Source organism: Gemmatimonadota bacterium, from assembly GCA_009692115.1.
Classification (GTDB): Bacteria; Gemmatimonadota; Gemmatimonadetes; order Gemmatimonadales; family GWC2-71-9; genus SHZU01.
Genome location: SHZU01000001.1, coordinates 73,985 through 88,361, shown reverse-complemented (window position 1 = coordinate 88,361; position 14,377 = coordinate 73,985). Strand labels below are relative to the sequence as shown.

Here is a 14,377-nt window from a genome sequence, read left to right as displayed (position 1 = left end):
GATTGCCGCAGGGAGTCGCCGAGCCGCACCGCCTTGCCCGGGGCCCGCGCCGGCGATACCATGAGGCCCGTCTCTTCCCAGGAATCTGATGCGAGTCCGGTTGGCCCTTGTCGCGATCCTGCTTGCCGGCTTCGGTGGCTGCACTCCGGCTCGCGAACCCGAGTCGGCCGCCGCCGTCTCACCGTACCCGGTTGATCCCCGGATCGACCGGCTGGTCGATTCGATTCGGGTAGCCCGGAAGATTCCCGGCGTCTCGGTCGCCGTGATGCGCGATGGCGCGATTGTCCATGCGGCGGGCTACGGGCTCGCGAACGTGGAGCAGGATGCCAAGGCAACTGCCGAGACGGTGTACCAATCCGGCTCGGTCGGGAAACAGTTCACGGCCACCCTGATCATGGTGTTGGTGGGAGACGGCAAGCTGAGCCTCGACGACCCGATCCGAAAGCACCTCCCCGACGCGCCGAAGAGTTGGGCCCCAATCACGATCCGCCAGATGCTGAGCCATACCTCCGGCTTGGGTGACTATCCGCCCAGTATGGATTATCGCCGAGACTACACCGAGGATCAGCTCCTCCAAGTCGTGTATCAAACGCCACTGCTGTTCGCCCCGGGGGCCGAGTGGTCCTATAGCAATCTGGCCTACCTGACGCTCGGCGCACTGGTGAGGCGGATCACTGGCGCCTTCTACGGTGATCTGCTGAGCGAGCGGATCTTCAAGCCGCTCGGGATGGGGACGAAGATCATCAGTGAATCGGATATCGTGCCCCATCGCGCCTCCGGCTACGTGCTGAAAGACGGCGGGCTCAAGAACCAGGAATGGGTGTCGCCGTCGCTCAACTCGACGGCGGACGGCGCGCTCTACTTCACGGTGCTCGACTTGGCCAAATGGGATGCCGGCTTGGCGGCCGGTCGGGTGCTTCCGAAGGAGAGCCTCGAGCAGATGTGGACGCCGGTCCAGCTGAACGACGGTTCCACCTATCCATATGGTTTCGGATGGGGGATCGGCGGGCTGCCCGGGCACCGGCTGGTCGAGCATAGCGGGGGGTGGCAAGGGTTCTTGACCCACATCGTCCGCTATCTCGATGACCGCCTGACGGTGGTCGTCTTGGTCAATCTCGCGGCCGCGGAATCCAAGCCGGGCGACATTGCGCACCAGGTTGCCGAATTGGTAGAGCCTTCTTTGAAGGCCAAGCCCGCCTCTCGGTAGACCCGCTCGGCCCGGCGCTCACCGGCTTCCGGCAGCTCAGCCCAACTCCAGTTCCAGTCGGGTGGTGCCCGGATTGAGGGGCAGCGTTACTCGGAGCCGGTCGTCGCGCCGTTCCTGACGGCTGGTCATGATGACTCGCCGGTCGCGTCTGACCACCCATGCCCGGTCGGCGGGCACATTCGCCAGCTGAAGGGTGGCCTGGGTCGGCTTGCCGCCGCGACTCCGACCGGCGAGCCGGAGGACCTGGCGGCCGGAATCGAACCGGGCGCCGAGCACGTCGACGTCACTCGACGTCTCCACCAGCGCCGGCTGCCGGAAATGTTCGGCTTCAAACGGGCGGTTGTAGAGGTTCCACATCCCGTCGGGCACGTTGAGCCTGGCATAGGCCAGCATCGCGTTGCCGGTGACCGGGTCCATGAAGGTCAGGTTGCCGGCGAGGACCGCATAGTAGGCCGTCAGGCGGACGACAGGCCGCCAGGTCTGCTCGATGATTCCGAATTTTCCGGTTGGCCGATCCATGGGATGGTCTCAGATCCGCCAGCCGGGCCGTCTGGGGGAATCTGGTCCGGCCGGTGGGTTGGCGTGTCGGGCCGGTATCGGGTCGGCGGCGGAGGCTTTCCGATGAAGCTAGTCGCGGTAATCCGGTGCTTCTCGGTCGAGCAGCCGTTTCAACGCCTCGAGGTGCTTTCGCGGCTGGTCCACCGCATCCGGGTTGCTGTTGATCGCCTTGACCATCTCGGCAATCACCCGCTCCGGAATCGGCCGGAGCGGGCGCCCGGTCGACATCGCCAGCACCTGCACCATCGCCGCCCGCTCCAGGAAGTAGAGATCGTTCCAGGCCGCGTGAATCGAGGCACCGGTGATGATCACGCCGTGGTGGCCCAGAAACAGGACGGTCTTGTCGCCCATGGCGGCGGCCATCCGGTCGCCCTCGGTGTGGTCGAGGGCCAGCCCTTCATAATCGTCGAGATATGCGATCCGCCCCGCGAACTGGAGCGCGTTCTGCGACACCATCTCGAGCCGGCCCGCCTCGATGACTGTGAGCGCGGTGGCGTACGGCATGTGAGCATGAAGGACGGCCCGGGCCCCGGGGTGTTTGAGATGGAGCCGGGAGTGGATAAAGAACGCCGTGTCCTCGACCGCGTGGGCGCCTTCGAGGATTTCCCGGTCAGCCGTAGCCAAGACGAGGTCGCTGGCCTTGAGCTCCCGCCAATGGAACCCGAGGGGGTTGACCAAAAACCGGTGGCCGGACGGTTCGACCGAGTAGCTGAAGTGGTTGTCGATGCCCTCGTTGAGTCCGAGGCGCTCAGCGGACCGAAGGGCGGCCGCCAGGTTTACCCGGTCAGAGTAGTAGGACGGGATGGTCATTTCAGATCGGCTTCTCCGCCATCAGGGCGAACGGGTTGCCTTCGGTGTCATTGAAGAACGTCATCCACAGTTCATATGCCGGTGTTCGGTGGACAACATGCGGTTCGTCCCGAAAGCTAACGCCCCGCGCCGCGAGCTCGGCATGGGTGGCCGCCACGTCCGCCACCCGGTAGTAGAGGATCGAACTCGGATGGTCGAACTCCGGCTCCTCCGCCGTGGAGAGCATCAGTCGGGTGGCCCCGCGCTGAAAGAACGCCAATCCCGGAAACCCGAACAAGAATGGCAGTCCTAAGTCGGTCCCGGAAGAACCCCGTGGCCCGGTCGAGGTTCTTCACGACACGGGCAACCTGCCCGAGCGTCGCCTCCCGAAGGTCCTCCATGTTGCCCTCCTGCTTTACGAGGTCCGCCAGTCAGTGTACCCTTGTCTGGTTCGCCGAGTGCCGACCCGGGTTCCTGAAGCTAACTCGATTCACCGCCCGAACGACCTCCAGCGGCCGATACCCCAACCCGATTCGAGTCTCATGGACAAACGTGCCGCCAATCTCGCCGTCTTGGTCGCCGCCCTCGGTTACTTCGTCGACATCTATGATTTGATTCTGTTCAGCGTGGTGCGGGTCCGCAGTCTGACGGACATCGGGGTGCCCGAGGCAGAGCTGCTCGACGCGGGCGTTCGGCTGATCAACTTCCAGATGTTCGGGATGCTCGTGGGCGGGATTCTCTGGGGTGTCCTGGGCGACCGCCGGGGCCGCCTGTCGGTGCTGTTCGGATCGATCGTGCTGTACTCGCTCGCCAACCTGGCCAATGCCTTCGTCACATCCGTCGAGTCGTATGGTGCCCTCCGGTTCATCGCGGGCATCGGCTTAGCGGGGGAACTGGGGGCCGGGATCACCCTGGTCGCGGAAGTCATGTCGAAGGAATCCCGGGGCTACGGGACCGCGGTTGTCGCCGGGATCGGGGTGCTGGGCGCCATCGCGGCTGCTTTAGTGGCGGAGGCGTTCGACTGGCGGACGGCCTACATCGTTGGCGGCGTTATGGGTCTGGCCTTGTTGGCGCTTCGGGTGGCGGTTCGGGAAAGTCACATGTTCCAGAGCGTCAAGTCGACTCCCATCGGCCGGGGAAACTTCTTCGCGCTATTCGCCGATCGGCGCCGGGGCATCCGATATCTCTCGGTGATCCTCGTGGCGGTGCCGATCTGGTACGTCATCGGCATCCTCGTCACCTTTTCTCCGGAATTCGCCAAGGCGCTGGACCTGGGCTACACGCCGAGCGCCGGCCGGGCGATCCTCTGGCTGTATGCCGGTCTGGCGGCGGGCGACGTCGCGAGCGGCGCCCTGAGTCAAGTGATCCAGAGCCGAAAGCGGGCCATCGGCTTATTTCTCGGGCTCACGGTCGCCGGTTGTGCGGCGTATTTCCTTGAGGTGGCGGGCACCTTGGCCGGGTTCTATGCCCTCTGCAGCGCCATGGGCTTCGCGATCGGGTACTGGGCCGTGTTCGTGACGATGGCCGCCGAACAGTTCGGGACCAATCTTCGCGCCACCGCCACCACCTCGGCTCCGAACTTCGTCCGGGGGGCGGTGGTGCCGATGACCTGGGCGTTTCAGTCGTTTCGCGACGGCGGGCTCGGGGTTGTCGGGGGAGGGATCGCCGTCGGTGTCGTGGTGCTAGTGATTGCCGTGATCGCCCTGCTCGCCCTCGGCGAGACCTATGGTAAGGACCTCGACTACGTTGAATCTTGACCTTGGCGTGAGGAATACGATGCGAACAGGAATCAAGGTGGCCGCGGTCGGACTGCTGATCGGCACCGGGTCCTGCTTGACGGTTCCGCCAACGGATCCGAGCAAGGAAACCATCGCGGCGATCGCGGGGCGGGTGGTCCGCCCCGACGGGACCGGGGTCGGCGGTCCGATCGTCGCGGTGCAACTCTTGACCGGCTCGACCGGCGGGAGCGCTCAGTTCATCAGTTCGGCGTCGGTCCTCGGCGCCGACGACGGACGATTCCTCCTCGTTTTTCTGGTGAACGGATTCACGCCCCAGATCGGGTCGGCGGTGATCTCGGTGACGGCTCCGATCGGGAGCGGGTTGGCGGGGCGCGACACCTCGGGCATTCCGGTCAAGTTGGTCTTGGGCCGGTTGGCCACCGACACCTCGTACGTTCAGATGGAACTCCGCCCCCGGTAAGGGTTGTCGGCCGCGCGGGACATCTAGCGCCCGCGGGGTAGGCCGAACGAAGTGCGGGCCGGTGCAGGCAGCCGGTTCGCGAACCGCAATGCAAGTTCTTCCCTCCGGTCTCTGATTTGGCCATCCGATCGACGATTTCGCGCAAGGCGCTGCACGGCGACGGAGAATCCTTCCTTAGATGACGGTGTTCACTGTCGCAAACGCCTCCTTCCGGGGCGGCATGCAAGCTGCCTTTTGATCGGGGCAACTGGGTTCCGTACGTCGTAGTGCTGCATCCCGGTGCGGCCTTGCCGCCGACCAAGCGAGGATCGAATGAAGGGTCTCACTGTCGTGATTGGTTTTGCCGTGCTCATCGGCGCCCGTCCGAGTTTCGGGCAGACGGCGCGGACGGCGGTCCCGGCACCGGCACCATCGCCGGGATTATTCAAACTGATCCCCGGTCGCCCTTCAACGGGGTTCGGCGGGTCATGGACATGAACTCGTTCGACCTCAACAACTCCGACGGCCCGACCACCTGGTACACCGATCCGTTTGGCCGGGGCGCCCGGACGACGCCGTTCCCGGGGTCGATCCGGCAGTACATCGCGAAGATCAACAATACCGGCCTCGATCTGTCGGGGCCGGGGATCGGCTCCTACCGGAATTACGGGCCCCCCGGGGTTCACGCGCCAAACTAGACGTTGCGGAAGGTCCGGGCGGTTCGCCATCATTCGGGGTCTCCAACGGGGCCCCGAATGCTATTTGGGCCATCCTCCCCTTCAACACCGAGCTTGCCATGACGACTCGCCGCCGCTTTCTCGCCGCCGCCTTCGCGGTTCCGCTGATCAACCGGGGCCGCTTCACGCTGTTTCGGGGCAGCGGAACCGAGTACACCGCCCGCTGTCTCAGTGTGATGGAACGGGCCCTCGTCATCGACATGCTGAGCCCCCTGACCCTCAATTTTCCGTTGATGGGCAAGTGGAACGCGAAGCCCGAGCTGTTTGCCCAGGCGGACTTCGAGCGGTTTCGTTCGTCCGGCATCAATGTGTTCCACACCGCCGTCGGGACCGGCGGGGCCAATGCCTATGACAGCACCTACCAATTCATCGCCAACTGGAACGGGTTCCTGGCCGGCAACGACCGGTACTTCACCCGGATCGACTCGGCGGCCGACTTTGCTTCCGTCAAGGCGTCCGGGAAGCTCGGGGTCATGCTCGGCGTGCAGAACTCGGAGCATTTCCGCCGGCCGGCGGACGTCGACACCTTCTACGCCATGGGGCAGCGGGTCTCCCAACTCACCTACAATACCCGGAACCTGATCGGCAACGGCTCGACCGAGCGCCGCGACGAGGGGCTCAGCGATTTTGGGTTGTCCATCGTCGACCGGATGAACACGGTCGGGATGGCTGTCGATGTCTCGCACTGTGGCGATCAGACCTCGCTCGACGCGTTCGAGGTGTCGAAGAAGCCGGTCCTGGTGACCCATTCGAATGCCCGGGCGCTCAACCCAGGCCACCCGCGCTGCAAGCCGGATTCCGTCATCAAGGCCGTGGGCAAGGCGGAAAGCGTGATGGGGATTACCGGGGTCCGCAATTTCGTGAAGGGCAGCGAGCCGACCACCATCGAAGACCTGCTCAATCACTTCGACTATGTCGCGAAGATGATTGGCGTCGAACATGTCGGGATCGGGAGCGACATTGACCTCGATGGGTACGACGATATGCCGCCGGAGGACTACAAACGCCTCAAGGCCGGCTACAAGTCCGACTATGCCTTCCGCGACAAGATCGATATCGACGAAGTGGCCCATCCGAAGCGGATGTACGATCTGACGGACGGGTTGATCCGCCGGAAATACACCGACGACCAGATTCTCGGGATCTTGGGGGGCAACTTCCGGCGGGTGCTTTCGGGGATTTGGGTCTAAAAGCCGTTACGGCGATCGGCATGCTAAACGGCCATCCCAACACGACCCCCGGCGACTGGCGGATCACCGTCCCCGTCTGGTGTGCCGATCAGCGCAATCAGATGACCGGGCCGAGTTCGCCTCCGAGGTCAACGGCTACACCGCCACCAAACATCAACGCGAAGTGGGTACCGGCTACTTCGGCGACGTAGCCCAGGTCGTGAGCGGCGGCTCGTCGTCAGCCACCGCGCTCGCGGGCTCGACCGAGGCCGCATAGTTTTGATCTCGGCACTCGGCACTCGGCGCTCGGCACTCGGCCGAGTGCCGAGTGCCGAGTGCCGAGATCTCAGTTCCCGAAAACGAAATAGTCGTAGACCGCTCGAGAGGCTTGGGCCACCGTGGCTTCGAGGTCGGGGCCTTGGATTTTGCTCGACTTCTTGACGTAGGCGGCGATGGCGAGGTGGGTGCCGTCGGGCAGGTCGATGATGCCGATGTCGTTGACCGTGCCGGCGTAGGTGCCGGTCTTGTGGGCCACTCGAGTGCCCGGGGGAAGCATGCCCTTGATCCGGGCGGCGCCGGTTTCGCAGCGATACATGATATCGAAGAGCAGGGCGGTGTTCTTCATATTCAGCACCTCACCCTTCCATACCTTGGTCAGGAGGGTGACCATGCCCTTGGGGCTGCCGTGGTCCCGGGGGTCCTCCGCGTAGTAATAGGCGGCTGAGTCGCGCCGCGCCTTCGAGAGGGCGCCGATCTGGGACTCCCATTTGGTTCTCGAGAACTTCCCGTCGGTCCAGATGTCGGTGATGCCGTACGGGTTCGCGATGACCTCGGCCGTGGGGCGGTCCACCCGGACGTCGGTAATGCCCACGTCCCGGAGCCGCTGGGTCACCGCCGAGCCCCCGCCGGAGAGTTTAAGCATCCAGTCGGTGGAGTTGTTCTCCGACAAAATCAGCATTGTCTCGAGCATGTTCCGCACCGACAGCGCGAAGCCCGGCTTCCGAAACAGCAGGAACGCTTCGCTCCCGATATGCAGATCGGTGGTATCCCAGGCCACCATCCGGTCGAGATCGAGCTTCCCTTGCTCCACCAGGGTCAACGCCTGGACCGCGATCGGCACCTTATAGGTGCTGGCCAGCGGAAACGCCTCATCGGCGTTGTGAAAGAACGTCCGCCCCGACTCGAGATGGACCGCCGCGATCCCGAGCACCCCGCCCGAGAGCGGCGCGATCCGGTTCATCTCGCTATGGAGGGCGGTTTCAGCCCGTTGCGCCGCGACCGGCCCCGCCAACCCGCCCAGCATCAAGGCACCAAGAACACCACGCATATCAATACTCCAAAGTTGAAGGGAATTCACCGCGTTAGCGCCGAGTGCCGAGTGCCGAGTGCCGAGCGCCGAGCGCCGAGCACGGGCAGTACCAAAAACGACGCTCGCCCCGCCTCATGGTAAACCGTCTGATTCGCGACAACCCCGCTCGCTTCTTTGCCGATCGGCCCGCCGGTCTGCATGTTCCGGTCGAATTTCGGGAACGCATGCGACGCGATTTCCAGCCGAACCCGCCAGCCCCGGTCGAGCCGGATGCACGTCGACCAGTTGTCGATCTGGTATTGCTCGATGGCCCCCGGCTCCAGGAACACCTCGCGGTCGCGCCCGTTCCGGAACCGAGCCCGGACGAGCCCGTCGTTCAACCGGAGCACGAACCCATCGGGGCGGACGGCCAGGACCTTGGTGGCCCAATCGGTATCCTTGGCCGACGAAGCGGCAACCAGGGTTACACTGAGCGGACCGCAGAGTTCCATCGGGGCCGCGAGCGGGGCGGTGGTGTAGATCAGGACGTCGGCCCGCTTGTGAACCTCGCGGTAATCGTCGGGGCCGCCAACTTGGGAAAAGGCGTCGTCGGTTACGAAGGGGTAGGGATTCATCGGATCGGCCCGATACCGGTCGGGCGGTGAGTCACCCGGCGGCATCGTGTCGAGCCGGCCGTCGCCGCGGCTGGAGTTGGCCTTCCCGCCGCTCGAGAGGTAATAGCGAACGTACCGGGTTCGGGCCAGAGGCCACTCGGCTTCGTCCCGCCACCGGTTCTCGCCCATCATGAAGACCCGGACCTTGGCGTCCCGCTCGGCGCCGTTCGGGATCTCCTTGAGCCACCGGTCGAACCACCGGTGATTGAGGCTGTCGAGATTGACGACTGCCCGCGGGCCGAAGTCGATGGCGCCGAGTTTCCGGCCCTGGTTGATCCGGTGGCCCCACGGGCCGATCATCAAGAACTGGTTGGCCTGGCCCCGGGTAATCGCGTAGTTCTCGGTGGTGCCCACCAAGACGTCATCGTACCAGCCGCTGATGTGAAACATCGGGATGGCGACGTCCTTGAGCGCTCCCTGGAAACTCTGGGCCTCCCAATAGCTGTCGCGGGTCGGGTGATCGAGCCAGTCACGCCACGCGGTCAGGGTTCGGCCTAACAGACGGTCGGCCTCGTACAACGGGAGGTGGCCGTAGGCGCCTCGAAGATCGTGTTCGGAAATGTCCTGCATCGTCTTGCCCGAAATGGCGGCCAGCCACGAAATCGTCGTGATGCCATAGGCGCCGAACTGAACGGGAAAGTTGCGATCGGGGTCCGGCGGAGTGACGCTCGGAATCAGGGCCTTGAGGGCGGGCGGCTTGGTGATGGCCGCGTACATTTGGACCCACCCGAGGTACGACCCACCCATCATGCCGACGCGGCCGCTGGACCAGGATTGGCGGGCCAGCCACTCGATCGTGTCGTAGCCATCGTGGGCCTCGCTAACCAGCGGATAAAATGTCCCGTCCGACTCGCCGCGACCGCGAACGTCCTGGACTACATAGGCATAGCCGCGCGAAGCCCAGAGTTTGCCGGCCGCCACGAACCCCGCCCCGGCGTTGTCATACGGCGTCCGGACCAGGATGATCGGCACTCGCTCGGCGGAACTGGGCCGGTAGACGTCGGCCGACAACATAACGCCGTCCCGCATCGGGACCCGGACATCGTACTCCATCGTGATCCGGCTCGGGGCCGCGACCTGCAGTAAGAGCACCAGGGCAGTCACCATCGTCTTATCGCTTGGCCGGCTGGCCGGGCGTGGTCGTCGTTCGCGCGATGAAGGCCCGGATGTCTTCGTTCGAGGTCGCGAGGTCTTGCTGCCGGAGGTACATCATGTGGCCGGATCGATACCCCTTGAAGGTCATCCGGTCCTGGAACCGCCCCGACGGGTCCATGTTCCACATCGTGTACTTGGCGTCGAAGTAGGGGGTGCCGCCGTCGAAGTAGCCCGACTGCACCATGACGTGGAGGTAAGGGTTCGAGCCCATCGCCTCCTGCAAGTTGGCGCCGGTCTGGTCGCCGGTGCGGTTCCAGGGGTGCACCGGCCCGAAAAGCCAGTACTGGAGATCGGTCTTCCAGCCAAGCTGCTCCCGGAGGTAGGAGTTGATTGCCGGGGCAAACGCATGGTTCCAGGAGGTCAGGGCCGGGTCGAAATCCGGCGATTCACCCGAGTCCTCGCGGTCGAGGCCCCGGTACCGAGAATCGAGCCGCCCCACCGTTAGGCCACGGTCGCGAAGCAGTTCCTTCCAGAAGAACGACGTCGAGACCGCCATTGAATGCTGCCGGACCACGTCCTCCTTGAGGCCGCTGTACCGGGCCACCTGCTTGATCAGGGCGCTCCGGCGCGCGGGGTCGAGGGAACCGGCCCGGGTCAAGGCGGGGACCAACTCGTCCACCGTGAACTTCTCCACTTCTGGGAGGAGCTGATCGAGATTCTTGCTCTGGAGGTCGGGCGCGAGCGCCTTGTGATACCACGCCGTGGCCGCGTAGTAGGGCAGGGTCAGCGCCGAACCCACCGGACCGTCCCGGGCAACTCCGAGGGGGGTCGGCGAAACCAGCACGACGCCGTTCAAGTACATCCAGTGCGATCCTTGAAGCCGCTGGGCCAGGCCGGACACCCGATTGGTCCCGTAGCTTTCGCCGATCAGGTACTTGGGGCTGGTCCACCGGCCTTGCCGGCCGACGAAGGCATCGAGCCAGCGAGCGAGGTAGGCGATGTCCTCGTTGACTCCGAAGAACTGCTCCCGCTTCTGGTCGCCGATGATTCGGGAGAAGCCGGTATTGACCGGATCGATGTAGACGATGTCGGCCACGTCGAGGATCGAGTGGGGATTGTCTTGGACGCCATAGGGCTGGACCGGAAAGCCCTCGTCGTCGATCCGGAGCAGCTTGGGGCCGGTGTAGGCCATGTGCATCCAGACCGAGGCCGAGCCGGGGCCGCCGTTGAACGACATCACGAAGGGCCGGGTCGATTTGTCGGCGACATCGGTCCGCTCGTAGTAAGTGTAGAAGAGCGTCGCGACCGGAGCGCCCTTGTCGTCCCACACCGGCTGGGTTCCGGCGGTGACGCGATAGGGAACCCGTTGGCCCTTGATGGTGGCCACGGCGTCGCGCCGGGTCACGGTATCGATCGGGAATTTCACGGCGGCAGGGGATGGCGCCGGGGTCGCCGGGGTCGTGGGGCGGTCTTGGGCCACGAGGGGAGCCGCGGCCAGCCAACCGAGCACGAGGATCGTCTTGTTCATCAGATGTTCCGGTGAGAGTCTGCCCGATTGTACCGGCTCCGGAGTGCTGGGGCAATGGACCGCGCCCCCGGCTAGATTACCGCCCTTCCAAACCCGGTTTCCCATGCGCCTGACTGAACTCGAAACGCCCGTTCCCCTCGTCGACCTCGACGTTCTCGACCGGAACCTCGATCGGATGGCGGCCTACGCCAAGCAGTACGGCCTCGGTCTTCGTCCCCACGTGAAGACCCACAAGTCGCCCCGGCTCTCGTCGGAGCAGATTCGGCGTGGTGCGGTCGGCCTGACCTGTGCCACGACCCATGAAGCCGAAGTGATGGCCGACCTGACCGATGATGTGTTGGTGGCCTATCCGCCGGTCGGCTCGGCGCGGCTGGCCCGGCTCATGGCGTTGCCAACGCATGTCCGCCTGATGGTGGCGCTGGACTCCGCGGAGGCCATTGAAGGGCTGGCGGCCGCGGCGCGGGCCGCCAACCGGCCGGTGCGGGTGCTGATCGAATGTGACTTGGGCATGCACCGGGTCGGGGTCAGCACCATCGAGGAAGGAATCCGGCTCGCGAAGCTGGTTCGGTCGCTGCCGCCGCTCGAATTTGCCGGGGTCAATTTCTACCCCGGGCACATCCGGGGGGCCCCGGCCGAGCGGCAGGAACTGATGGCGAAGCTCAACAGCGACAGCACGACGTGGCTGGCGGCGTTCGACGCGGCGGGGGTCAAGCCGGCCATCGTGAGCGGGGGGTCGACGCCGACCGCGTTCGAGTCCCATGAGATTCATGGCCTCACGGAAATCCGGCCCGGCACCTACATCTACAACGACCGGGAGATCGTCTCGACCGGCGCGGCGGCGCGCGAGGACTGTGCCTTTACGATCCTGGCCACCATCATCAGCACCTCGGTGCCCGGCCAGGCGGTCTGCGATGCCGGGGCCAAGGCGTTAGGCCGCGAGCCGCTCCGGGTCGGCAGCGGGGTCGGGTTCGGGGAATTGGTCGATCATCCCGAGGTCACCGTCAAAGGCATGTCCGAAGAGCACGGGATTCTCGATTTGAGCCAGAGCACCTGGAAGCCCAAGGTCGGCGACCTGGTCCGGATCATCCCGAATCACGTCTGCATCGTGACCCATCTCAATGATTTCATCCATGGGGTCCGGGGCGACCGGGTCGAAACCGTGTGGCCGATCGCGGCCCGCGGGCGGATGGCGAAAGCGTAACCATGTTGGGTTTAGCCGGTATCGCGGTGCGGTTTGCCGACACCACGATTTTGAAAGACGTCTCGTTCCAGATGCAGGACGGCGAGCGGTGGGGCATCATCGGTCGGAACGGGATCGGGAAGACTTCGCTGTTTGAAGTGATCACCGGCGACCTCACCCCGGCCGAAGGGGTGGTGACGAAGTCGCAGGGCATCAAGGTGGCGGTGCTGGATCAGCACCGCACCTTCGAAGGCGCCGACACCGTGTGGGAGGCCGCGGCGGGGGCGTATAAGGAACTCCGGCGGCTCGAGGTCAAACTGGCCGAAGATGCCATTGCCATGAGCGAAGCGGGCGATAGCCTGTCCCAGGAATTGCTCGACCAGTACGGACACGATCTCGAACGGTTCGAACACGAGGGCGGCTATGAGGTGACCGCCCGGGTCGACGCGATTCTGGACGGGCTGGGCTTTGATCCGGTCGCGGCCCGCGACCAACTGGTCACGACGTTGTCGGGCGGCGAACGGGGGCGGATTGCCCTTGCCGCCCAACTTGCGGCTAAAGCCGACCTGCTGCTGCTCGACGAGCCGACCAACCACTTGGACATCCACGGGATTGAGTGGCTGGAAGGCCATCTCAAGAGTTCGGGCGTGACGACGCTCATCATCAGCCACGATCGAGCCTTCCTCGACGCGGTGGCCGATCACATCCTCCATCTCGAAAACCGGACCGCCACCGCCTACACCGGCAACTACCGAACCTTCGGCGAGCAACGGGCCCATGCCCGGCTCTCGGCCCAGCGGGCCTTCGATAAGCAGGCCAAGATCGTCGCCAAGGAAGAGGACTACATCCGCCGGAATAAGGCCGGGCAACTCGCGCTTCAGGCCAAGGGCCGGGAACGCCGGCTGTCTCGGTTGCCGCGGCTCACCGCGCCGCCCGATGATGCCTCGGTCATGGCAGTCCGGTTCGAGGCCCAGTCCCGGGGCGGCGATCAGGTCCTGAGCACCGACCGGCTTGGCGTCGACATCGGCGACCGAACGCTGCTCCACGACTTCACCACCTCCGTCCGACGGGGCGACGTGATCGGCCTGGTGGGTCCGAACGGCACCGGCAAGTCGACCCTGCTGTCAGTGCTCCTGGGCCAGCGCGAACCGACCCGCGGGGCCGCCAAGATCGGCGACTCGATCGTGGTCGGCTACTACCGCCAGGACTTGGCCGATGTGCCGCGCGACAAGTCTCTCTTCGATTTGATTCACGACCTCCGCCCGACGTGGAACCGGGGCCAAGTCCAAGATCACCTTGGCCGGGTCGGCTTCTCCGGCGATTCGGTCAAACGGAAGCCCGAGAGCCTCTCCGGCGGCGAGTTGGCCCGGGTGGCCATGGGGCGGCTGATGTTGACCCAAGCGAATCTGCTGGTATTCGACGAGCCCACCAACCATCTCGACGTCGAAACCATCGAGGGTTTGGAAGACGCGATCGATGCTTTCGACGCCACCGTCTTGCTGGTGAGCCACGATCGAGCCCTCCTTCGGGGACTCACGACCCGGACTTGGGTCCTCAACGACGGCGTGATCGAGGATTTCGCGGGCGGGTTCGAAGAGTGGGAGGAGAAGGAAAAGGACAAGCGCCGGGCGACCGCGGCATCCACCAACGCGGCCAAAGCGGCGACGCGGGAGCGGGAGAAACTGGCCCGGGCAAAAGGCACCGAGAAGCCCAAGGGTCCCAAGCCGGCCACTGCGGCCAAGCGGGCCATGGACGCCGCCGAGCAGCGGGTCCAATCCGCCGAGTCGACGGTGGCCAAGCTCACGGCCGCGCTCGATGATCCGGGGCTCTACGGGTCCGGCGATGGCGCCCGGAAGTCCAAGGAACTCGGCCGGTCGCTCGAAGCCGCGAAGCGAGACCTTGAGGCGGCGATGGCCGAGTGGGAGCGGTCGTCGGTCGACTTGGAACGGTTCGGGTCCCCTACTTGACCGGCGG

General features: G+C 65.0%; 12 protein-coding genes and 2 pseudogenes. 8 read left to right on the top strand and 6 right to left on the bottom strand.

Features of this window, described 5'->3' with window-relative positions:
* Positions 1–88: 88 nt before the first annotated feature.
* Positions 89–1,207: a class A beta-lactamase-related serine hydrolase gene (locus tag EXR94_00455; protein ID MSR01200.1), complete on the top strand. Its 1,119-nt coding sequence runs from the start codon at positions 89–91 to the stop codon at positions 1,205–1,207.
* Between the two features lie 36 nt (positions 1,208–1,243).
* On the opposite strand, the gene EXR94_00450 is transcribed toward EXR94_00455, so the two are convergent.
* The 3 genes and pseudogenes from EXR94_00450 to EXR94_00440 all read right to left on the bottom strand — a co-directional run bounded on the left by EXR94_00450 (position 1,244) and on the right by EXR94_00440 (position 2,955).
* Positions 1,244–1,726: a hypothetical protein gene (locus EXR94_00450; GenBank protein MSR01199.1), complete on the bottom strand. Its 483-nt coding sequence runs from the start codon at positions 1,724–1,726 to the stop codon at positions 1,244–1,246.
* Positions 1,727–1,834: 108 nt separating this feature from the next.
* Entirely contained in the window at positions 1,835–2,575 is a 741-nt protein-coding gene (locus tag EXR94_00445; protein MSR01198.1) for an aldolase, read from the bottom strand.
* 1 nt (position 2,576) lies between these two features.
* Positions 2,577–2,955 (bottom strand): annotated as a pseudogene (locus tag EXR94_00440) (VOC family protein).
* Positions 2,956–3,096: 141 nt separating this feature from the next.
* Between EXR94_00440 and EXR94_00435 the strand changes: the two are divergent.
* The 5 genes and pseudogenes from EXR94_00435 to EXR94_00415 all read left to right on the top strand — a co-directional run bounded on the left by EXR94_00435 (position 3,097) and on the right by EXR94_00415 (position 6,915).
* Positions 3,097–4,311, top strand: a complete 1,215-nt coding sequence (locus tag EXR94_00435; protein ID MSR01197.1) for an MFS transporter — start codon at positions 3,097–3,099, stop codon at positions 4,309–4,311.
* A 19-nt stretch (positions 4,312–4,330) separates the two neighbouring features.
* Positions 4,331–4,753 (top strand): hypothetical protein, encoded by a 423-nt coding sequence (locus EXR94_00430; GenBank protein MSR01196.1) that lies wholly within the window; start codon positions 4,331–4,333, stop codon positions 4,751–4,753.
* 467 nt (positions 4,754–5,220) lie between these two features.
* A complete protein-coding gene (locus EXR94_00425) occupies positions 5,221–5,430 on the top strand; it encodes a hypothetical protein (GenBank protein ID MSR01195.1) in 210 nt (69 codons plus the stop codon).
* Between the two features lie 98 nt (positions 5,431–5,528).
* On the top strand, positions 5,529–6,659 hold the full coding sequence (locus EXR94_00420; protein ID MSR01194.1) for a dipeptidase: 1,131 nt from the start codon (positions 5,529–5,531) through the stop codon (positions 6,657–6,659).
* 109 nt (positions 6,660–6,768) lie between these two features.
* Positions 6,769–6,915, top strand: a pseudogene (locus tag EXR94_00415) (isocitrate lyase).
* Positions 6,916–6,984: 69 nt separating this feature from the next.
* Here EXR94_00415 and bla read toward each other — a convergent pair.
* The 3 genes from bla to EXR94_00400 are packed head-to-tail and all read right to left on the bottom strand — an operon-like array spanning position 6,985 to position 11,223.
* Positions 6,985–7,965 (bottom strand): class A beta-lactamase, encoded by a 981-nt coding sequence (bla, locus tag EXR94_00410; protein ID MSR01193.1) that lies wholly within the window; start codon positions 7,963–7,965, stop codon positions 6,985–6,987.
* A gap of 26 nt (positions 7,966–7,991) precedes the next feature.
* Entirely contained in the window at positions 7,992–9,707 is a 1,716-nt protein-coding gene (locus EXR94_00405; GenBank protein ID MSR01192.1) for a CocE/NonD family hydrolase, read from the bottom strand.
* 4 nt (positions 9,708–9,711) lie between these two features.
* Entirely contained in the window at positions 9,712–11,223 is a 1,512-nt protein-coding gene (locus EXR94_00400; GenBank protein MSR01191.1) for a carboxypeptidase, read from the bottom strand.
* Positions 11,224–11,326: 103 nt separating this feature from the next.
* Here EXR94_00400 and EXR94_00395 point away from each other — a divergent pair, with 103 nt between their 5' ends.
* Together EXR94_00395 and EXR94_00390 are read left to right on the top strand one after the other, a co-directional pair.
* Positions 11,327–12,424, top strand: coding sequence for a D-TA family PLP-dependent enzyme (locus EXR94_00395; GenBank protein ID MSR01190.1), 1,098 nt, complete (start codon positions 11,327–11,329; stop codon positions 12,422–12,424).
* Positions 12,425–12,426: 2 nt separating this feature from the next.
* The gene (locus tag EXR94_00390; protein ID MSR01189.1) at positions 12,427–14,370 is read left to right on the top strand and encodes an ABC transporter ATP-binding protein; all 1,944 of its coding nucleotides are present in this window, start codon (positions 12,427–12,429) and stop codon (positions 14,368–14,370) included.
* The last annotated feature ends 7 nt before the right edge of the window (positions 14,371–14,377 follow it).